The sequence below is a fragment of the Xanthomonas sp. NCPPB 3005 genome, from assembly GCF_041228095.2.
Taxonomy (GTDB): domain Bacteria; phylum Pseudomonadota; class Gammaproteobacteria; order Xanthomonadales; family Xanthomonadaceae; genus Xanthomonas_A; species Xanthomonas_A bonasiae.
Window position 1 is genome coordinate 3,175,978 of record NZ_CP166096.2, and the last position, 23,562, is coordinate 3,199,539.

At 66.2% G+C, this 23,562-nt stretch carries 4 protein-coding genes; all 4 read right to left on the minus strand.

What is annotated here, in order from left to right; genetic code table 11:
* Position 1: 1 nt before the first annotated feature.
* The gene (locus AB8810_RS13915) at positions 2–1,042 is read right to left on the minus strand and encodes an efflux RND transporter periplasmic adaptor subunit (protein WP_191826948.1); all 1,041 of its coding nucleotides are present in this window, start codon (positions 1,040–1,042) and stop codon (positions 2–4) included.
* A gap of 11 nt (positions 1,043–1,053) precedes the next feature.
* Complete coding sequence (locus AB8810_RS13920) at positions 1,054–1,350, minus strand: hypothetical protein (protein WP_369913978.1); 297 nt, start codon at positions 1,348–1,350, stop codon at positions 1,054–1,056.
* A gap of 173 nt (positions 1,351–1,523) precedes the next feature.
* The gene (locus AB8810_RS13925; protein ID WP_191826946.1) at positions 1,524–2,591 is read right to left on the minus strand and encodes an ABC transporter permease; all 1,068 of its coding nucleotides are present in this window, start codon (positions 2,589–2,591) and stop codon (positions 1,524–1,526) included.
* Positions 2,588–23,539, minus strand: coding sequence for a non-ribosomal peptide synthase/polyketide synthase (locus tag AB8810_RS13930; protein ID WP_369916673.1), 20,952 nt, complete (start codon positions 23,537–23,539; stop codon positions 2,588–2,590). The genes AB8810_RS13925 and AB8810_RS13930 overlap by 4 nt, the downstream gene beginning before the upstream one ends.
* Between the last annotated feature and the right edge of the window lie 23 nt (positions 23,540–23,562).

Sequence of the window (23,562 nt, forward strand, 5' to 3'; positions counted from 1 at the left end):
GTCAGCGACTCGCGTCGGCGATCAGCACTTTGTCCTTCTCGCGCAGGAACGGACCGGCCTTGGCCACAATGCGCAGATCGCCGAGAGATTCCGACACCACCACTTCGTCGACGGTCTGCAAGGTCGGCGTGATCGGCATGCGCGACACCAGGCCCTTGTCGCCCACACGCCAGACATAGCTGCCCAGCGAATCCTGCTGCATCGCCGTGCGCGGAATCGTCCAGCCTTCCACCTGCGCCAGGTCGATGCGCGCCTGAGCGAAGATGCCGACCGGAACGACGTCTTGCGTGTGCAGACGGATCCGCACTTCGCTCGAACGGGTGGTGCTGTCCACGTTCGGGGTGATCAGCCGAATCTCGCCGGAGATGGGCTCGGCGTGCCCGGCCAGCTTGACGCTCGCGCTCATGCCCGGCTTCAGACGCACGACCACCGCTTCGGGCACGCTGGCATCCATCTCCATCTCGCCGTCCTTCGCGATTTCGAACAAGGCGACGCTATCGCTGGTGAGATTGCCAATCTCGGCGGTGCGCCGATAGACGAAGCCTGCGGCCGGAGCGACTACGCTGGTGCGCTGCACGCTCAGTCGTGCGTTCTCGTAGCGCGCACGTGCGCCCTCGAAATCCGCCTGTTTCTGCTTGAACGACTCCACGCTGACCAGCTGCTGCGGCAGCAACAGGCGCATGCGCTCGTAGTCGCCCTGCGCGCGCTCGAAGTCCGACCGCAGCTCGTTGCTGGAGATCCCCATGCCCTTGCCGTCCAGCACCGCCAATACCTGCCCGGCCTTGACGTAGTCGCCGACCTCGGCTTCCACGCGTTGCACCTGCAGGCCCGACAACTGCGGGATCACCGGTACGTTCTCGCGGCTGCGCGTCGCGCCGACCACGGAAACCGCCTCGGCCAGCGCCTTGCGTTGCGGCTTGACGATGCTGACCGTCAGTGGCGGCGTGGCTTGGTTGGTGGTGACGGCAGACTTCGCGGGCCGGCCGCTGAGCAAAAGCCCCAACACCAAACCGGTGCCCAGCAAGGTTACAGCGTAGATCATGGGACGCATTTTCATGGCGAGGCCACTTCGGTATTTGAACGGTAGGAACGAGCCAGCGACATGTGCACATCGAACCGCTGCGGCGATTGCGCCTGTGTCGGCGCGGCGGCCACCTCGTGACGCTCCGTCGCCAGCGCGGCCAGCTGTGGCGACGATGGCGGAGCGAACGAGACGACGTGAGAACTTCCGAGCGTGTGATCCATCGCACTTCCCTGCGCTAGATAAATGGTGCTGTAGGCAGCCATAACACCAGCACTGCCAATATCAATGGATGTGCCCGTCATTTGCACCCAACTGATGGCATACATGGATCGAAACTGGGGACTGTCTCTCATATCCGGATGCGATAATCGCCGCTGCCGTTCGTTTCGTACGGCACACCCTCCATGCCGCCCTGCCCCGCGCCTGCTGCGGCCGCGCATGAATATTCCGTCGTCCTGCACGACGATGCCCACGCCTATCCGCCACACAGGCGCAGCGCTCACCATCGGAATCTCCAGCGCGCCAGCAACAGAATCACCACCATCCAGATCGACATGGTGATCAGCGACGGATACAGCTGCGAGACGTCGCGCAAACCGACGCCACCGAACATCAGCTCGCGCAGGATCGAGGTGAATGGTGCCAACGGCGAATGCTCGGCGATCGGCTGCAACCAGGATGGGAACAGCTTGATCGAGAAGAACGCGCCTCCGAGCAGCAGCATCGGCACCTGGATGAAGCTGACGATGCCGCTGAACGCCATTACCGAGCGGCTGAACAGGAAGACGATCAGGCCGATGCCGAGGTAGGTCGTCGCGCCCATGGTCACCGCCAGCAACAGCAACGGATAGTTGATGTCGGCCGACACGCCGAGCCCGAGCACCGAGACGGCGAGCATGCCGGCGACCACGCTGTAGGCGACCAATACGCGCGAGAGAAACAGTCCGGCGAAGAACGGCGTCGGCGAAACGTCGATGGCTTTCAGATTCTTGAACAGCCCTGCGCTTTCCTCGCCGATCAGCACCGACCCGAAACCGCTCAAGCCGATCACCAGCATCGTCATCCCGATCAGGCCCGGCAACAAGGTGGCCAGATAGGAAGAGCGCCGGCTTACTTGCACGTTCTGCAGGCGCAGGTTGGCTGCCGGCGAGGCGGAGGCGTTCGCCTTCAGGATCGACGCCAGCGCGATCGCCGAGATTCGGTTCTCTTCCAGCGAGTTGCTTTCGATCGTCACGTTCGCCGGCCCGCCTTCCGAGGAGCCGGACACGCTCAGCAGGTGCTGGATCTCGTTGTTCTTGAGCGCGCTCTCGGCCTGCCCGCGCTCGCCCACGAAGGGCACGACGTGGACGAGGTCCTGCTTGCCGAGCGCGTCGACCAAGGACTTTCCGGCCGGCGCGATCTCGGTTTCCAGGTAGGAGACCTTGATCTTGTGATTGCCGGACAACTCCAAGGGATAGCCGATACCGAGCAGCAGCACCACCGGGAAGATATAGCAGAACACCAGCGCCACCTTGTCGTAGCGCAGCTGGCGCATGCGCAATTTGAAGAACACCCAAACCGTTCTCATGACTTCAGTTCCTTCCCTGTCTTGTTCAAGAACACGTCTTCCAGATTCAAACGGTCGACCTGTATGCCGGCCACCGCGACGCCGCGCGCTTCGGTGATGGAGAGGATCTGGCGGATCGCGCCGGTCACGTCGTCGGTGGGGATGCGCAGCGAGTCGGTGAAGGCATCCCAGGTCGCGACGAACTTCGGCGCCATTTCCACGGCGATCCCTTCACCGGGCGCGCCGATGCCGAGCTTGACCACGACCTGCTGGGTCGCGTTCAACTGCGCCACCAGGGACTTCGGATCGCCGCGATCGACGATCTTCCCCTGATTCATGATCATGATCTCGTCGCACAGACGCTCGGCCTCTTCCATGTAGTGCGTGGTCAGCACAATGGTGCGGGTGCGCTCCTGCTTGAGTTCTTCGATGAACTCCCACAGATGGCGACGGCTATGCGGATCGAGGGCGGCGCTGGGTTCGTCGAGGAACAGGATGTCCGGATCGCCGAGCAAGGCGATCGCGATCGACAGGCGCTGCTTCTGCCCGCCGGACAGGTCGTCGACCTTGAACTTCATCTTGTCGGCCAGATCCAGGCGATCGAGCAAGCGTGCGGTCGTGTCGAGCCTGCGCTTGCCGCTCGCCGCGGCGCGGTACTGCGAGTAGAAGGTCAGCAATTCCTCGACGGTGAGGAACTGGAAGTAGTTGCTGCTCTGCAACTGCACGCCGAGCCGCGGCTGGATCTTGCGGATCTGCGTGCCAACGTCCATGCCGAGCATGGTGATACGGCCGGAGGTGATCGGAACGATGCCTTCGATCATGCCCAGAAGCGAGGTCTTGCCGGCGCCGTTGGGGCCGAGGATGCCGAAGCAAGTCCCCTTTGGCACGCTGAAGGTAAGGCCCTTGACCACCTCGACATCGCCATAGCGCTTGTACACGTCCTGCACCACGATGGCAGGTTCCGCGACTGCGACCGACGGCGCCACCACCGCAAGGATCGGTGCCGCCGCCAGTACAGGCGCAGGTACCGGATCGGCGCCGGCGCTGGCGTCTGCGGTGCGGAGCATCCCTCCCGCCGACGCGATCAAGGCGTTCACTTCTTCGACCATCGCATTGCTTCCTTTGAATACCAATATGGCGTCGAGTCTTTCGCTGCCGGCGTAGGCGTCGAACACGACGCCCTGCACGGCTTCGATCTTGGCGTGCAGCGCCTGGAAGTCGACATGCGAGTGGTCCAGTCCATGGCCGGCGACACGTTGGAAATTGAAGGCGACTTCGCTCTGTGCCGAGGCCAGCGTTCCCGCGACGCGGGCGTCGCCGGAGCGATACCAGTCGAGGAAGCGAACGCCTTGGCGATGCAGCAGGTTGGCGCGTTCGATCGCATCCTCGAGCGCGCTCTCCGGGCCGACGGCGACCGGAATCTTGTCGAGGAACAGGCCGAACTGACCGGCGAACCCGCGGTTCGCCAGTTGTCTTCCGTGATGGGTCATCGCCATCGCGAAGCGGTCCAGCCCGGTGACCGTTGCGACCAGCGTGCGGAACAGATCGAAGGCTTGCTTGGCCGCGCCGTCGGAGGATGCCGCCGGCATTTCGATCACCAACATGCGTGTGGGCTGATCCGCATTCGCCGCGAGTGCATCGGCGGTGGCCCGCGTCGCCTGCGCCATGCCCGTGTTGTCCAGCGCGAGCGCCAGCCGCTCGAGCAAGGACGGATCGTGTTGCTGCGCGCACGCCGCGACGAACTCGCGATAGCAGCCCCGGGTCGGTTCGCCGTCCCCGATCAGGACCCGACGCAGTCCGTCGGCGACGGCTTCAAAGGAGCGGCCGTCGCTGATCAGGTGATCGTTCACCATCAGCAAGCGATGTTCGGTATCGCTGTGCGACAGCAGCACGGCGGCATGGCATAGGCGTGACGTCGACTGCGCCCGATGCAGCGCGGCGACGATCTCCGGCCAGGCAGCATCGGCGTCGCTGGACGAGAGCTGGCGCAGGTCGAGCCACGGCACGTCGTCGGCACGGAACGCCGCCGGTTCCAGCACGTCCCAGCTCAACGCGTCGAGATCGGCGGCCGCACGCAGCATGTCCTGACTGCGCACCAGCACGGCGAACGCAGCGCGCAACTCATCCGCCGACCACAAGCCGTTCACCGGCACGACGTGCTGGGAGACGCGATCGTGCCATTCGATGCCGGACTTCTGCACTTCGCTGAAGGCATACCGTTCGGCGACGCCCGCCGCGCGGATGGCGCGTTCGCTTTGCGCAAGCGAGGCGTCCAGGTCGGCGAGGAACGCGCGTTGATCGAAGCGTGCGTTGCTGGCCGCGGGCGTTTCCTCGCCGATGACGATACGGCTCGGATTCGCTGCGCCGCTCAGCGAAGCGCTGAACTTCTTCAACGCCATAATGTCGGCCGGCGTGGCCGGCGACAGGCGCAGGATCCGACGCCCTTCGACGGTTTCGGCACGGTAACTCCAGCCGCGACGATCCAGCCACGCTTCCATCGTGAGGTCGGCGGCGGCCGCATCGCTATCGGCCTCGATCGCGGCCGCGATGGCCTGCACCGTGCCGAGCCGGTAGATGTCGGGAATCTTCAACTCGATGCCCAGGGCCGCGAGCCTGTCGATCACCACCAACACCATCAGCGAGTGACCGCCGAGTTCGAAGAAATCGTCGGAACGGCCGACCCGGTCGACGTGCAGCAAGTCGGCCCAGATCGTCGCCAGCGCGGTTTCCACACGCCCTTGTGGCGCTTCGTATTCGCGCCGCGCGTAAGCGGCATCGTCCGGCGCCGGCAAGGCCTTGCGATCGAGCTTGCCGTTTGGGGTGAGCGGTAGCGACGGCAACACCACGAATGCCGCCGGGACCATGTAATCCGGCAATTGTGACAGCAACTGCGTGCGCAAGTCGGCGATCGCCGAGGTCGCCCCGGAGCGCAGCGTCACGTAGGCGACCAGCCGCTTCTCGCCCGACACATCCTCGCGCGCCACGACCGCCGCTTCGTGCACACCGGTGCATGCGGCCAGCTTGGCCTCGATCTCGCCCAACTCGATGCGGAAGCCGCGGATCTTCACCTGGAAGTCGTTGCGGCCCAGATATTCGAGTTCGCCGTTCGCGGTCCAGCGAGCGAGATCGCCGGTCTTGTACATGCGCGCACCGGCCTGCATCGCGAACGGATCACGCAGGAAGCGCTCGCCGGTCAGCTCCGCAAGCCCCAGATAGCCGCGCGCGACCTGCACGCCGCCGAGGAACATCTCCCCGGGCACGCCGACCGGCGACGGCTCGCCATAGGCGTCGAGCACATACACCGGCGTGTTGAGGATCGGCTTGCCAATCACAGGGCCACCCAGCGACTCGCGGATGCTGCCGATGGTCGCATCGACCGTGCATTCGGTCGGGCCGTACATATTGTGGAAGTGAATCTTCGGCGAGGCCTTCAGGCGCTCCCACATGCGGCGGCCCACCGGCTCGCCGCCCAGATAGATGCTGGTAGGACGATGCCCAGTGGATTCGAGCAGGCCCGCAGACAGCAGCACCTCCAATTGCGACGGCGTACTGTCCATCGCCTCGATCCGGTAGCGATCGAAGAAGGCCAACAAGGCCGGACCGTTGGCGCGGATCGCCTGCGGCACCAGCACCACGCAGTGGCCTGACAGCAACTGCAGAATGCCCTTCAGCGACATGTCGAAAGAGAATGCCGCGTTCAAGGCAACGCGCGAATTCGGCGCCAGCTCGCGATGGGTGGTCTGACGCATCGCCCGCCAGAAATTGACCGGCGAGCGATGTTCGACCATCACCCCCTTGGGCTGACCGGTCGAGCCGGAGGTGTAGATCACGTAGGCCAAGTGGCGCGAAGTAAGACCCGCGATGCTCGGATCGTGCGCGTCCGCCGCATCCAGGCTACCGTCGTCCAGCACCAGTACCGGCGCTTGCGCAGCCTGCAGCAATGGCAAGCGGGCGTGCACCTGTGCTTGCGTCAGCAATGCCGTGGGCCGGCTGTCTTCGAGCATGTAGGCCAGACGATCTGCCGGATAGCTGGGATCCAACGGCACGTAGGCCGCGCCGGCTTTGAGAATGCCGAGCAGACCCACGATCATCGACAGGCTGCGCTCGGTGCAGATCGCCACCCGATCGTCGGGCTGTACGCCCAGGGCGACCAAGCGATGCGCCACCTGGTTGGCACGACGGTTCAGTTGCGCATAGCTGAGCGTGTCGTCTTCGCAGATCAGCGCCGGCGCATCGGGCGTGCGCCGTGCCTGCGCTTCGAACAGCGCGTGCACGGTCGACTCCGGATGCGTTTCGCGGGCCGCGTTCCACTCGTGCAGCATGCGCATGCGCTCGGCTTCGTCGAGCAGCGGCAGACGCGCCACGGCCATGGACTCGTCCTGCGCCATTCCCGCCAGCAGACGCTGCCAGTAGCCGGCGTAGCGGGCCGCGGTCGCTTCATCGAACAGCGCCGTCATATAGGTCAGCGCACCGACGATGGAGCCATCACGTTCGCCCAGGTCCAGGGCCAGATCGAACCGGGCCTTGCTGGTTTCCTGGGCCAATCCCTCTGTCGCAATTCCAGGCATCGACAAGCGCGCTTCGTCCTGGTTCTGCCACGCCAGCATCACCTGGAAGATCGGCGTGTGCGCGGTGCTGCGCACCGGCTTGGTCACTTCGACCACGTGATCGAACGGCAGGTCTTGGTGCGACTGCGCATCGAGGACTTGTCGGCGCGTACGCGCCAGCAACTCGGCTACCGTCGGTTCATCGCCCAGGTCGATCCGCAGGGCGAGCGTGTTGACGAAGAAACCGATCAACGGCTCGATCTCGGCCCGGTTGCGGCCGGCCATCGGGCTGCCGATCACCACCTCGTCTTGGCCGGACAGGCGGCCCAGCAGCGCCGCCCAGCTCGCCAGCAGGGTCATGTAGAGCGTGACGCCGTGGCGTTGGCTCAGCGCTTTCAGGCTCGCGGTGAGCCCCGCATCCAGATCGATTGCGAGTGCGGCGCCGGCGAAATTCTGATGCGCCGGACGCGGGCGATCGGTCGGCATTTCCAGCAAGGTCGGCGCGCCAGCGAGGGCTTCGCGCCAATACGCGGTCTGCCGCTCGAGTTGACCGTCGGCCAGCCACTGTCGTTGCCATTGCGCATAGTCGATGTACTGGATCGGCAGCGGCGGCAAGGGATCGGCCGCACCTTCGACCTCGGCGGTATACAGCCGGCCGAGTTCACTGAGCATCACGCCGATCGACCAACCGTCGGAGACGATGTGATGCATCACTACGTACAGCGCGTAGTCCTCGTCTTCCAGCTGCACCAGCAGCACCCGCAGGGGCAGATCGGTGCGCAGGTCGAAGGCTTCTGCGTAGATCGCTTCGCCTCGGGCCGCGCGCAACGCCTCGCGGTTTTGTTCGCCACGCAGATCTTCGAAGCGCAGCTGCAGCGTCGCCTCTGCATCGATCTTCTGCATCGGCTGGCCATCGACCAGCACGAAGCGTGTGCGCAACGATTCATGGCGCGCGACGATCCGTCGCAAGGAGCGCTCCAGTGCGTCCACATTCAAGCGGCCGCTCAGACGCAAGGCTCCGGCCGAGTGATAGGCGGCGCTGGCGCCATCGATCTGGGTCAGGAACCACAAGCGTTGCTGTGCCAACGACAGCGGCATGTGGGTGCGACGCTCGGCCACGGCGATCGCGGTCAGTTGCGCGGCTTCGCCAGTCGCCAGGCGCTGCGCCAGTTGCGACAGCACCGGCGCTTCGAACACCCACCGCAGCGGCAGTTCCACGCCCAGGGTCTGGCGCACGCGCGAACTCAGCTGTACCGCGAGCAGCGAATGCCCTCCCAGTTCGAAGAAGCCGTCGTGGCGGCCGACCTGTTCGACCCGGAGCAACTGGCTCCACAATTGCGCCAGGGTGTGTTCGATCTCGCCCTGCGGCGCCTCGTACGCACGCCGCGCATAGGCACTGTCGTCCGGCGCGGGCAGCGCCTTGCGATCGAGCTTGCCGTGCGCGGTCAGCGGCCACGCGTGCATCTGCACGAACGCCGCCGGGACCATGTACTCGGGCAACTGGCTCGCCAGGCGCTCGCGCAACGCACCAGCGTCCACCCCCTCGTCCGAGGTACCGTCGCCCAGGCAGTACGCCACCAGCCGCGGCTCGCCGCCCTCCTCACGCGCGACCACCACCGCCTCGCCCACGCCGGGGCATTCGACCAGCCTGGCTTCGATCTCGCCCAGCTCGATGCGGAAGCCGCGGATCTTCACCTGGAAGTCGTTGCGACCCGCGAACTCCAGACTGCCGTCGGACGACCAGCGGCCGAGGTCGCCGGTGCGGTACATGCGCCCACCGGGTTCACTGCAGAACGGATCGGCGACGTAGCGCTCCTCGGTCAGCGCGTCGCGGTTCAAATAGCCCGGCGTGACGCCGTCGCCGCCGATCCACAACTCCCCGGTCACACCGACCGGCACCGGCTGACGGTGCGCGTCCAGCACGTACACCCGGGTATTGGCGATCGGACGGCCGATGCTGATGCGCGCTTCGTCGGCGCTCAGCGCCGTCGTGGTCGACAGGATCGTCGTCTCGGTCGGGCCGTAGCCGTTGACGTATTCGCCGCGACCCGCCCAACGCCGCACCAACTCTGGCGTCGGCGCCGAACCGGCGGTCAGCAGCTTCATGCCGGCCGGGGCCAGCGCCGGATCCAGTTGTTGCAGATACGCCGGCGGCAAGGCCGCGAAGCCGATCCGCTGCTCCAGCAGATACGCCTGCAGGCGCTGCGGACTTTGGATCGTCGCTTCGTCCAGCAGGTGCAGCTCGGCGCCGCCGAGCAGGCCGGCGAAGATCTCGCCCGCCGATGCGTCGAAGGTATACGGCGCGAATTGGGTCATGCGCACGCCCGCTGCGAGCAATCCGGCATCGCGGCACCAGCAGCAGAAGTTCACCACGTTGCGGTGCGAGACCTGCACGCCCTTGGGCGTCCCGGTCGTGCCGGAGGTGTAGATCACGTACGCCAGCTGCGTCGCATCCATCTGCGCGAGCGCCGGATCGTGATCGGGGTGCGCCGACAGCGCCTCGGCCAATGTCTCCAATCGCGCCACCGGCACACCCGGCATGTCTGGCAGCTGCGCACTCGCGTCCGCGATCAGCAGAGCCGGCTGCGCGTCGTCCAGCATGAATGCCACCCGCGCTGCCGGCAGATCCGGTGCCATCGGCACGTAGGCCGCGCCCGCCTTCAATACACCGAGCAGCGTCTCCACCATCGGCACGCCGCGCGATAGCGACAGAGCGACGCGTGCGCCACGGCCGATGCCCTGCGCCCCCAACCAGTGGGCAAGTCGATTGGCACGGCGATTCAACGCGTCGTAGCTGACCCGCTGCTCGCCCCACACCAAGGCCACCGCGTCCGGCTGTGCCGCGGCCTGCGCGGCGAACAGCTCGCCCACGCAGGTGTCGCGCGGATAGGACTGCGCCGTCGCGTTCCAGCGGTGCAACACCTGCGCGCGCTCGGCCTCGCCCAGCAACGGCAGCGCCGACACGGGCGCCGCATCGTCGTCGGCCATCGCTGTCAGCAAGCGCTGCCAGTAGTCCGCGTAACGCGCCACGGTTGCTCGATCGAACAGCGCGGTCGCGTAGTTCAGGCCGCCCTCGATACCCTGCACGGTTTCGCGCAAGCCAAGGGTCAGATCGAACTGCGCCGTGCGCAGCACCGTGGCAACGGCCGTCGCTTCGATGCCGGGCAACGACAACTGGCCTTCGTCCTGTGTCTGCCAAGCCAGCAGCGTTTGGAACACCGGTGTATGCGATGGATTGCGCGGCGGCTTGACCGCTTCGACCACTTGATCGAATGGCAGATCCTGATGCGACTGTGCCTCGAGCACGCAACCGCGTGTGCGCGCCAGCAACCCGGCGACCGTCGGCGTGCCGGCCAGATCGATGCGCAACGCCAGCGTGTTGACGAAGAAACCGATCAGCGGCTCGATTTCCACGCGGTTGCGTCCTGCGACCGGGCTGCCGATCACCACCTCGTCCTGACCGGATAGACGGCCGAGCACTGCCGCCCAACTCGCAAGCAGGGTCATGTACAAGGTCGCACCGTGGCGGTGGCTCAGCGCTCTCAGCCGCGCGGTCAGATCCGCATCCAGACTGAGCTCGAGCGCGGCTCCAGAGAAATCCTGATGCGACGGACGCGGACGGTCGGTCGGCAGTTCCAGCAAAGCGGGCGCGCCGCTCAATGCCTCACGCCAATACGCGATCTGGCGTTGTGACTGGCCGTCCGCCAGCCATTGCCGCTGCCATTGCGCGTAGTCGACGTATTGCACCGGCAACGGCGGCAGCGGATCGCGATCGCCTTGCAGTTTCGCGGCATAGAGGCGACTCAGCTCTTCCAGCATCACGCCGATCGACCAGCCGTCGGAGATGATGTGGTGCATCACCACCGCCAATCCAAAATCGTTCTCGCCCAGCTGCGCCACCTGCACGCGCAGCAGCGGATCGTGCTCCAGATCGAAGGCCTGCGCGAACAAGGCCTCGTTGAGTGTCGAATTCGCCGCTTCGACATCGTCGTGACCGCGCAGATCACGCACGCGCAGATCGGCCGCAGCGTGCGCCGCCACCTGCTGCATCGGCTGCCCGTCGACCAACACGAATCGCGTCCGCAGCACGTCATGCCGCGCCACAACCTGATCGAGCGCGTGCGACAGCGCGGCCAGATCCAGCGCGCCACGCAGACGCTGCGCGCCCGACAAGTGATAGGCGGCGCTCGCGCCGTCGATCTGGCTCAGAAACCACAGACGCCGTTGTGCCTGCGACAAGGGCATGAACGCCTGCCGTGCCGCCGGCAGAATTGCCGATTGATCCGAGCGCTGCCCCGCCGCGACGTGCGCGGCCAGCCGCGACAGGGTCAGCAACTCGAACAGCTCGCGCATCGACAAGTCGACATCGAACGTCTTGCGCACCCGCGACGCCAATTGCACGGCCAACAGCGAATGTCCGCCGAGTTCGAAGAAATCGTCGAAGCGGCTGATCGCCTCGACCGCCAGCAACTCGGCCCAGATCACCGCCAGGCCTCGCTCGGTCTCGCTTTGCGGCGCCTCGAAAGCGCGTCGCGCATATGCAGAGTCGTCCGGCGCCGGCAATGCCTTGCGATCGAGCTTGCCGTTCGGCGTCAGCGGCCACGCAGGCAATCGCACGAACGCCGACGGCAGCATGTACTCCGGCAAGCGCTTGGCCAGATGCTCGCGCACCGAGGCGATGTCCAGCGTTTCGTCGGCCAGGCAGTACGCGACCAGACGCTTCTCGCCAGCCGCATCCTCGCGCGCCAGCACGACCGCTTCGCGAACCCCCAGGCTTTCGACCAGCTTGGATTCGACCTCGCCCAGCTCGATGCGGAAGCCGCGGATCTTCACCTGGAAGTCGTTGCGGCCCAGCAGGGTGACCTTGCCGTCATCCGACCAACGGCCCAGATCGCCGGTGCAATACATCCGCGCGGCGGGATCGGCCGCGAACGGATCGCGGACGAAGCGCTCGGCCGTCAGCTCGGGTTGGCCGAGGTAACCGCGCGCCACGCCCGCACCGGCGATCCAGATCTCGCCGGCTACGCCGATCGGCACCGGCGCACCGGCCGTGTCCAGCACATAGACCTGCGTGTTGCCGACCGGGCCGCCGATATCGCCGACAAAGCCGCTGTCGCGCGTCATCGTGGTCCAGGTCGAATAGGTCGTCGTCTCCGACGGCCCGTACAGATTGCACAGACGTTCGACGTTGGCGCTGGCCAGGATGCGTTCCGCCAGCGAACGCTTGAGCGCCTCGCCCGCCACATTGACCACGCGCACGCTGGGCGGAATGGCCTGCGCACGGGTCAACTCGGCCATTGCCGAGGGGACGGTATTGATCAGCGTCACCGGGTGCGCGGTGTCCAACAATGTCAGCGCATTCGCGACCAAGGTCACCGTGCCGCCGACAGACAGCGGTGCACCGTACTCGAACAACGACAGATCGAAATTGATCGAGGTCGAGAACAGGCAGTTGCTCAGGTCGTGCGCGCTGAACGCCCCCGTGGCCCAGCTGAGGAAGTTCACCGCGTTGCGATGCTCGATCGCCACGCCCTTGGGCCGTCCGGTCGAGCCGGAAGTGTAGATCAGATAAGCGAGATTCGACGAGCGCAAACCAGCGGCCGCGACGTTCTCATCGGAGGCGTTTGCCCACTGTGCGGCATCGGCTTCGATATCCACGATCACCGGCGAGGATGTGTTTTCGGCGCGGTCCAAGGCCTGTGCCAACACCGGCAGGCCCACCGCATCGGCAAGCACCACGCGCGGCGTCGCATCGTCGAGGATCTGCGTCAGGCGATCCGGCGGATACGCCGGATCCAAGGGCACATACGCCCCGCCCGACTTCAACGTCGCCAGCAACGCCACCATCATCCCGGCCTTGCGTTCCAGGCACAGACCAACCCGATCGTCGGGGGCGACGCCCAGGCTGCGCAAATGCCGGCTCAAACGATTCGCGCGGCGATTCAGCTCGTCGTAACTGAGCCGCTCCTCGCCCGCCACCAAGGCAATCGCGTCAGGCGTGCGTTGCGCCTGCGCTTCAAACAGGTCGTGCAGGCAAGCCTCACGCGGGTACGCCAATGCCGTCGCGTTCCATTCCGACAGCATCCGAGCGCTCTCGGCGGCGCCCAACAAGGGCAAGCACGCGACGAAGGCCTCGCCGTCGGCGACCATGGCGTGCAGCAAGCGCTGCCAGTATTCGGCGTAGCGCGATACCGTTTCCGCATCGAACAACGAGGTCATATAGCCGAGCGCGCCCTCGATAGCGCTGCCGGTATCGCGCAGATCGAGAATCAGCTCGAACGGCGCGGTCGTCGTCGCCAGTGCCTGCTCGGCGACGTCGATGCCGGCCAGATGCAAGCGGCCCTCGGCCTGGCTCTGCCAAGCCAGCATCACCTGGAAGACCGGCGAATGCGCGGTGCTGCGCGGCGGCTTCACCGCTTCGACGATCCGATCGAATGGCAGATCCTGGTGCGCCTGTGCGTCGAGCACCTGGGCTCGCGTGCGCGACAACAGCTCGGCCACGGTCGGCTCGCCGCTCAAGTCGATGCGCAGCGGCAGCGTGTTGACGAAGAAGCCGATCAACGGTTCGATCTCGGTGCGAGCGCGGCCTGCGACCGGGCTGCCGATCACGACCTCGTCCTGCCCCGACAAGCGACTCAACACCGCCGCCCAACTCGCGAGCAGGGTCATGTACAGGGTCGTGCCGTAACGCTGGCTCAGCTTCTTCAGACCCATGTAAAGCGTTTCGTCCAGATGCAGGCCGATGGCCGCGCCGGCGAAATCCTGATGCGGCGCGCGTGCACGATCGGTCGGCAGCTCGAGCAGGGTCGGCGCACCGGCCAGGGTTTCGCGCCAGTACTTCGCCTGCCGCTCGGCCGGACCGCCGGCCAGCCATTGCCATTGCCATTGGGCGTAATCGATGTACTGCACGGGCAACGGCGCCGGCGATTGCGCCGCGGCTCCGACTTCCAAGGCATAGAACGCGCCGAGTTCGTCGAGCAACACACCGATCGACCAACCGTCGGAGACGATGTGGTGCAGCACCGCGTGCAAGGCATGGACGTCGTGCGCGATCTGCACCAATTGCATGCGGATCGGCAGTGCCACACCCAGATCGAAGGGTTGCGCGAGGAAGGCGGTGCCGAGCGCTTGGCTGGCGCCCTCAGGATCTTGCGTGGCCCGCACGTCTTCCAAGCGCAGATCGAACGCATCTGCGCCGACGAACTGCTGCATCGGCTCGCCTTCTACCAGCACGAAGCGTGCCCCCAGGATCTCATGTCGCTCGACGATGTGCCGCAGCGCCCGCGCCAGCGCGCCGCGATCCAATGGACCGGTGAGGCGAAGAGCGCCGGCCGAGTGATAAGCGGCGCTTGCGCCGTCGACTTGGGTCAGGAACCACAGACGTTGCTGTGCCGGCGACAGAGGCATGTATGGCTGGCGCTGCACGATCTCGATCGCCGTCGTCACCGACGAGGTCGCGAGCGATACGCGTTCGGCCAGGCGTGCGAGTTCGGAGGCTTCGAACACGTCACGCAGGTTCAGCTCGACATCGAGCGCATCGCGCACGCGCGTCGCCAGCTGCACCGCGAGTAGCGAATGTCCGCCGAGTTCGAAGAAGTCGTCGAAGCGGCCGACCCGGTCGAGCTTCAGCAGTTCGATCCAGATCTTCGCGAGAGCGGCTTCCACATGTCCTTGCGGCGCCGCATGGCCGCGGCGCGCATAGGCCGCGCCGTCCGGCGCTGGCAAGGCCTTGCGATCCAGCTTGCCGTTCGGCGTGAGCGGTAGCGACGGCAGAATGACGAACGCGCTGGGGACCATGTAGTCGGGCAGCTGCACCAACAGCTGAGCGCGCAGGTCGGCGACGGCCGTGGAAGACTCGACCGACATGGTCAGGTAGGCGACCAACCGCTTCTCGCCCGGCACGTCCTCGCGGGCCAGCACCACCGCCTCGCGCACGTGCTCGCATTCGGCGAGCTTGGCTTCGATCTCGCCGAGTTCGATACGGAAGCCGCGAATCTTCACCTGGAAGTCGTTGCGTCCGAGATACTCGACGTTGCCGTCGGGTAACCAACGCGCCAAGTCGCCACTGCGGTACAGGCGTGCCCGTGGATCACGCGAGTAGGGATCGGCGATGAAACGTTCTGCGGTGAGCTCCGCGCGGTTGCGATAGCCGCGGCCGACTTGCACACCGCCGATGTGCAATTCGCCGGCGACGCCGACCGGAACCGGCTCGCCATGCGCGTCGAGCAGATAGACGGAGGTGTTGGCGACCGGCTTTCCGATCGGCACGGTGCCGGCATGCGCGTCATCGACACACCGCCAGTAGGTGACGTCGACGGCGGCCTCGGTCGGCCCGTACAGATTGTGCAACTGCGCGTGCGGCAATGCGGCACGGAAGCGTTGCTGCAAGGCATAGGGCAAGGCTTCACCGCTGCATTTGACGTGACGCAGCGAACCGCAGCGCGCCAGATCGCTCTGCGTCAGGAAGGCCTGCAGCATCGAGGGCACGAAGTGCATCACGGTAATGCCGCAGTGCTCGATCATCTCGACCAGGTACGCCGGGTCCTGATGGCCGCCGGGACGGGCCAGGGTCACGCGCGCGCCAGCCAGCAACGGCAGGAAGAACTCCCATACCGACACGTCGAAGCCGAAGGTGGTCTTCTGCAGAACGCGATCGCTTGCGTCGAGCCCGAACTGATCCTGCGCCCACAGCAAACGATTGACCACGCCGCGATGTTCGTTCATCGCCCCCTTGGGCAGGCCGGTCGAACCAGAGGTATAGATCATGTAGGCCAGGTGCGACCCGCTCACCGCGACAGACGGATTCGCATCGCTATGCGACTGCGTCGACAGCCGATCGAGGTCGAGCACGGGGAACGGCGCTTCGGACGCTGCGGCCAGCGCAGCGATCGTCTGCGTCAACTGACCATGACTGAGTGCCGCTTTCGGCGCGCAATCGTCCAGCATGTGGCGCAGACGATGGTGCGGATACGAAGGATCGATCGGCACATAGGCCGCGCCGGATTTGAGGATCGCCAGCAGGCCGACCACCATGTCCAGGCTGCGTTCCATGCAGATCGCGATACGATCCTCCGCGGCCACGCCCATCGCGATCAGATGATGGGCAAGGCGGTTGGCGCGGCGGTTCAATTCGGCGTAGCTCAGCGCATTGCCTCCGGCGCCGTCCTCGTAACTCAGCGCGATCGCATCTGGGCTGCGTTGCGCCTGCGCCTCGAACAGCGCATGCACGGTGGTGTCTGGATAGCTGCGCTCGGTCGCGTTCCACTCATTCAGCAAGCGGTGGCGTTCGGCGGCGCCGAGCAACGGCAGGCGCGCCATCGCCGCGGTGTCGTCCTGGGTCATGCCGGCCAGCAGACGCCGCCAATAGCCGAAGTAACGTGCGACTGTCGTTTCGTCAAACAAGGACGTCATGTAGCTCAGCGCGCCGACGATCTCCTCGCCCTGCTCGCGCAAGTTCAGGATCAATTCGAACTGGGCGTTGCTCGCTTCCTGTTCCAGGCTCTCGGTGGCCACGCCAGGCATCGACAGCCGCGCTTCGTTCTGGTTCTGCCATGCCAGCATCACCTGGAAGATCGGCGTGTGCGCGGTGCTGCGCACCGGCTTGGTCACTTCCACCACGTGGTCGAACGGCAGGTCCTGATGCGATTGCGCGTCGAGTACGCGACGGCGTGTGCGGGTCAGCAGTTCCGCCACCGTGGGCTCGCCGCCCAGTTCGATACGCAGCGCGAGGGTATTGACGAAGAAGCCGACCAGCGGCTCGATCTCGGCCCGGTTGCGGCCGGCCATCGGGCTGCCGATCACCACTTCGTCTTGGCCGGACAGACGGCCCAGCAGCGCCGCCCAGCTCGCCAGCAGGGTCATGTAGAGCGTGACGCCGTGGCGTTGGCTCAGCGCTTTGAGCTGCGCAGTCAGGGTCGCATCGAGTACGACGTCCAGCGCGCTGCCGGCGAAGCTCTGATACGGCGGACGCGGGCGATCGGTCGGCACTTCCAGCAAGGTCGGCGCGCCGGCGAGGGCTTCGCGCCAATACGTGACCTGACGCTCCAGCTGGCCGTCGGCCAGCCACTGCCGTTGCCATTGCGCATAGTCGATGTACTGGATCGGCAACGGCGGCAAGGGATCGGCCGCACCGTCGACCTCGGCGGTATACAGGCGACTGAGTTCTTCCAGCATGACGCCGATCGACCAACCGTCGGAGACGATGTGATGCACCACCACGTACAATCCGTAATCCTCGTCCTCCAGTTGCATGAGCATCACCCGAAGCGGCGGATCGGCGCTCAGGTCGAACGGTTCCGCGTACAGCGCTTCGCCTCGGGCGGTGCGCAAGGCTTCGCGATTGTGTTCGCCGCGCAGGTCTTCGAAGCGCAGTCGCACGCTTGCGCTTGCGTCGACCCGTTGCATCGGCTGGCCGTCGACCAGCACGAAGCGCGTGCGCAGCGATTCATGGCGCGCGACGACGCGTTGCAAGGAGCGCTCCAGCGCCGCCACGTCCAAGCGGCCGGTCAAGCGCAATGCGCCCGCCGTGTGATAGGCGGCGCTGGCGCCGTCGAGCTGGGTCAGGAACCACAAGCGTTGCTGTGCCAACGACAGCGGCATGTGGGTGCGACGCTCGGCCACGGCGATCGCGGTCAGTTGCGCGGTTTCGCCAGTCGCCAGACGCTGCGCCAGTTGCGACAGCACCGGCGCTTCGAACACCCACCGCAGCGGCAGTTCCACGCCCAGGGTCTGGCGCACGCGCGAACTCAGCTGTACCGCGAGCAGCGAATGCCCTCCCAGTTCGAAGAAGCCGTCGTGGCGGCCGACCTGTTCGACCCTGAGCAACTGGCTCCACAACTGCGCCAGGGTGTGTTCGATCTCGCCCTGCGGCGCCTCGTACGCACGCCGCGCATAGGCGCTGTCGTCCGGCGCGGGCAGCGCCTTGCGATCCAGCTTGCCGTGCGCGGTCAGCGGCCACGCGTGCATCTGCACGAACGCCGCCGGGACCATGTACTCGGGCAACTGGCTCGCCAGGCGCTCGCGCAACGCACCGGCGTCCAACGCCTCGTCCGAGGCGCCATCGCTCAGGCAGTACGCCACCAGCCGCGGCTCGCCGCCCTCCTCACGCGCGACCACCACCGCCTCGCCCACGCCGGGGCATTCGACCAGCCTGGCTTCGATCTCGCCCAGCTCGATGCGGAAGCCGCGGATCTTCACCTGGAAGTCGTTGCGACCCGCGAACTCCAGACTGCCGTCGGACGACCAGCGGCCGAGGTCGCCGGTGCGGTACATGCGCGCACCGGGTTCACTGCAGAACGGATCGGCGACGTAGCGCTCCTCGGTCAGCGCATCGCGGTTCAAATAGCCCGGCGTGACGCCGTCGCCGCCGATCCACAACTCCCCGGTCACACCGACCGGCACCGGCTGACGGTGCGCGTCCAGCACGTACACCCGGGTATTGGCGATCGGACGGCCGATGCTGATGCGCGCTTCGTCGGCGCTCAGCGCCGTCGTGGTCGACAGGATCGTCGTCTCGGTCGGGCCGTAGCCGTTGACGTATTCGCCGCGACCCGCCCAACGCCGCACCAGCTCCGGCGTCGGCGCCGAACCGGCGGTCAGCAGCTTCATGCCGGCCGGGGCCAGCGCCGGATCCAGTTGTTGCAGATACGCCGGCGGCAAGGCCGCGAAGCCGATCCGCTGCTCCAGCAGATACGCCTGCAGGCGCTGCGGGCTTTGGATCGTCGCTTCGTCCAGCAGGTGCAGCTCGGCGCCGCCGAGCAGGCCGGCGAAGATCTCGCCCGCCGATGCGTCGAAGGTATACGGCGCGAATTGGGTCATGCGCACGCCCGCTGCGAGCAATCCGGCATCGCGGCACCAGCAGCAGAAGTTCACCACGTTGCGGTGCGAGACCTGCACGCCCTTGGGCGTCCCGGTCGTGCCGGAGGTGTAGATCACGTACGCCAGCTGCGTCGCATCCATCTGCGCGAGCGCCGGATCGTGATCGGGGTGCGCCGACAGCGCCTCGGCCAATGTCTCCAATCGCGCCACCGGCACACCCGGCATGTCTGGCAGCTGCGCACTCGCGTCCGCGATCAGCAGAGCCGGCTGCGCGTCGTCCAGCATGAATGCCACCCGCGCCGCCGGCAGATCCGGCGCCATCGGCACGTAGGCCGCGCCCGCCTTCAATACACCGAGCAGCGTCTCCACCATCGGTACGCCGCGCGACAGCGACAGAGCGACGCGTGCGCCACGGCCGATGCCCTGCGCCCCCAACCAGTGGGCAAGTCGATTGGCACGGCGATTCAACGCGTCGTAGCTGACCCGCTGCTCGCCCCACACCAAGGCCACCGCGTCCGGCTGTGCCGCGGCCTGCGCGGCGAACAGCTCGCCCACGCAGGTGTCGCGCGGATAGGACTGCGCCGTCGCGTTCCAGCGGTGCAACACCTGCGCGCGTTCGGCCTCGCCCAGCAACGGCAGCGCCGACACCGGCGCCGCATCGTCGTCGGCCATCGCTGTCAGCAAGCGCTGCCAGTAGCCAACGAAGCGCTCGATCGTCTCGCGATCGAACAAGGCGGTCATGTAATTCAGGAAGCCGCTGATGCAGCCGTCCTTCTCGCGCAGATCCACCAGCAGATCGAGCTGCGCGGTCTTCATCGCCTTCGGCGCGCGCAGGACTTCGATGCCTGGCAGGGCCAATTCGCCCTCGTCCTGACTCTGCCAGGCCAACATCACCTGGAACATCTGGTTGTAGGCGCTGTTGCGCGGCGGCTTGAGCGCTTCGACCACGCGGTCGAACAGCACATCCCCGTGCGCCTGCGCATCGAGCAGCCGCTGGCGCGTGCGGGTGAGCAGTTCGCCGGTGGAGGGATTGCCGTCCAGATCGATCCGCAACGCCAGGGTATTGATGAAGAAGCCGATCAGCGGCTCGATCTCTTCACGGCTGCGGCTGGCCATCGGGCTGCCGATCACGACCTCCGATTGACCCGACAGGCGCGAGAACACTGCCGCCCAGCTGGCCAGGATCGTCATGTAGAGGGTGACGCCGTGGCGCCGACTCAAGGCTTTCAGCCGTGCGGTCAAGGCTTCGCCCAGATGCAGATCGATCGCTGCACCAGCGAAATCCTGCTGCGGCGGGCGCGGGCGATCGGCCGGCAACTCGAGCAGCGGCGGCGCACCCGCCAGCGCATCGCGCCAGTAGCCGATCTGCCGATCCTGCTCCGCGGCCGGCAGATGCTCGCCCTTCCAGAACGCGTAATCAAGGTACTGCACCGGCAGCGCTGGCAGTGCTGCCTGAGCGTGGCCGGTCTCGGCGGCGTAGAACTCGCTCAGTTCCTTGAGCATGACACCGATCGACCAGCCATCGGAGACGATGTGATGGGTCACCCATTGCAGCTCGAATGCATGCTCGTCCAGTTGCAGGACTTGTGCGCGCAGCGGAACGTCGTGACCGAGATCGAAGGGTTCCGCGTACAGTTCCGAATACAGCGTGTCGCAACGAGCGGCCGTATCTTCGGCGCCACGGATATCCTGAAAGCGCAAATCGAACGGCGCAGTCTGGTCGACGCCCAGCATGGGCTCGCCATCGACCTGAACGAAACGGATGCGCAGGATCTCATGTCGCGCGATGATCGCGCGCCAGCTGCGCTCCAGTGCCGGACGATCGAGGTCGCCAGCGAGGCGATACGCGCCGCCGATGTGATGCGCTGAGGTCGCCTGACCGAGCTGGGTCATGACCCAGAAGCCGCGCACGATCTGCGGCATCTGCATCAACGGCCGGCGCGCCACCGGCACGATCTGGCTCAGGCTCGAGACGGCGATGCGCGGCAGGCGCTCGCCCAGCTCCCGCAGTTCCGAGGCTTCGAACACATCGCGGAACGTCAGCTCGACATCGAGCGCCTTGCGTACGCGCGATACCAGCTGTACGGCGAGCAACGAGTGCCCGCCAAGTTCGAAGAAATCGTCGTTGCGTCCGATCTTTTCGAGCCGCAACAAATCGGACCAAATGGAGGCGAGCGTCGTCTCGATCTCGCCCTGCGGCGCCTCATACGCACGGCGCGTATACGCGTCGTCGTCGGGCGCGGGCAACGCCTTGCGGTCGAGCTTGCCATTGGCGGTCAGCGGCCAGGCTTCCAGACGCACGAATGCCGACGGCATCATGTATTCGGGCAGAGCGCTGGCGACATGCTCGCGAATCGCCGCGATGTCCAGCGCTTCGTCGGCCAGGCAGTAGGCGACCAGACGCTTGCCGCCGTTGTCGTCGTCGCGTGCGACCACCACCGCTTCGCGTACACCCGCGCATTCGCCGAGCCTGGCTTCGATCTCGCCCAGCTCGATGCGGAAGCCGCGGATCTTCACCTGGAAGTCGTTGCGACCCAGCAAGGTGATGGTACCGTCGTTCGACCAGCGCCCGAGGTCGCCGGTCTTGTACATGCGCGCGCCGGGCTCGGCGCTGAAGGGATCATCGAGAAAGCGATCCGCGGTCAGCTCCGGCTTGCCGAGATAGCCGCGGGCGACGCCATGGCCGCCGATGAAGATCTCACCGGCCACGCCGACCGGCGCGGGAGTGCCGGCCTCATCGAGGATATAGACCTGCGTGTTGCCGACCGGACGGCCGACGTCGGCGATGAAGCCGGTACTGCGATCCATCCGCGTCCACGTCGAATAGGTGGTGGTTTCGGACGGGCCATAGAGATTGCACAGTTGCTCGACCTGCGGGGTCGCGATGATGCGTTCGGCGAGCGCGCGCTTGAGGGGCTCGCCGGCGACGTTCACCACCCGCACGCTCGGCGGAATCGCCTCGGCGCGCGTCAGCTCCATCATCACCGAAGGCACGGTGTTGATCAGGGTGACCGGCAAGGCCGCGTTCAACAAGGTCAGCGCGTTGTCGACCAGGGTCACACAGCCTCCGCACGACAGCGGCACGCCGTATTCGTAGATCGACAGATCGAAATTGATCGAGGTCGAGAACAGGCAGTTGCGCAGCGTGTCGGGCGAGAACTCCTGCAAGGCCCAGCAAATGAAGTTGACGCCGTTGCGATGTTCGATGGCCACGCCCTTGGGCCGGCCGGTCGAACCGGAGGTATAGATCAGATAGGCCAGATGACGTGAGTGCAGGCCGACCGCTTGCGCCGACGGATTCTCGCCGGGTGCGTTCGCCCACGCAGCCGCATCGGCCTGCAGGTCGAGCACGGCCAACGACTGCGCCTGTTCCGCCAAGGCCAGCGCTTGCGCCAGCACCGGACCACCAACGGCATCGGTGAGCACCACGCGCGGCATGGCGTCGTCGAGCATGTAGCCCAGACGATCGGCCGGATAGGCCGGATCCAGCGGCACATAGGCGGCGCCGGACTTCAGCGAGGCCAGCAGCGCGACCAACATCTCGGCGTTGCGCTGCACGCAGATGCCGACCCGCTCGTCCGGGCCAAGGCCAAGCGCGCGCAGATGATGCGCGAGGCGGTTGGCGCGCTCGTTGAGTTGCGCATAGCTCAGCGTACTGGAGCCGGCGACCAGCGCCACCGCATCCGGCGAGCGCACGACCTGCGCTTCGAACAACTCGTGCATGCAGGCGTCGTGCGGATATTCGATCGACGTCGCGTTCCAGGTCTCCAGAACCAAGCGGCGCTCCTCCTCGCCAAGAATCGGCAGGCGCGAAACCGCCCGCGTCTCGTCGAGGGTCATCGCGCGTAACAAGCGCTGCCAGTGGCCGAGGTAGCGTTCGACGCTGTCGGCGTCGAACAAGGCGACCGCGTAGTAAAGTTCGCCGGCGATGCCCTCGCCGGTCCCGCGCAGATTCAAGGCCAGATCCACGCCTGGCGACTGTGCCTGGGATGGCGCATCGGCGTCGCGCAAGGCCAGCACGCTCTGAAACACAGGCGCCGGCAGCGCGCCGGCCAGCGATGCGGTCGACGCGACAATGCCTTCGAAGGTTGGCACTGCGTGCGCGAAGGCATCGCGCAGACGCCGGTCGACCCGGGCCAGCAGTTCGGCAACGCTCGGCTGCCCGCTCAGATCGATGCGCAGCGGCAGCACATCGCCGATCGAACCGGCCGGCGCATCGCCATCGGTCGGCACGCCGATCACGACATCGTCCTGACTCGACAAGCGCGCCAGCGTCGCCGCCCACGCCGCCAGCAAGACGGTTTGCACGGTCGCGTCGTGACGCGCGGCGAGCGCGTCCAGGCGCACGGTCAACTCGGGATCGATAGCGACCGCGACGCTGACCGTAGCAGGGTCCCGTCGCCCGGAACGCGGACGGTCGGTCGGCAACTCGAGCATGGCCGGTGCGCCGGCGAGCGCGTCGCGCCAATAGGCGACGTGACGATCGAAGTCGTTGCCGATCGCAGGGTTGACCGTTGATGTACCCGCATCGGAACCGATGCCGGTGCTGATCGAAGCGTCCAAGAAGTTCCCGTTTGACATCCCTATTCCCTGTCCTTGCTGCATCGAACCGGCTTTCCAGCCGGTCC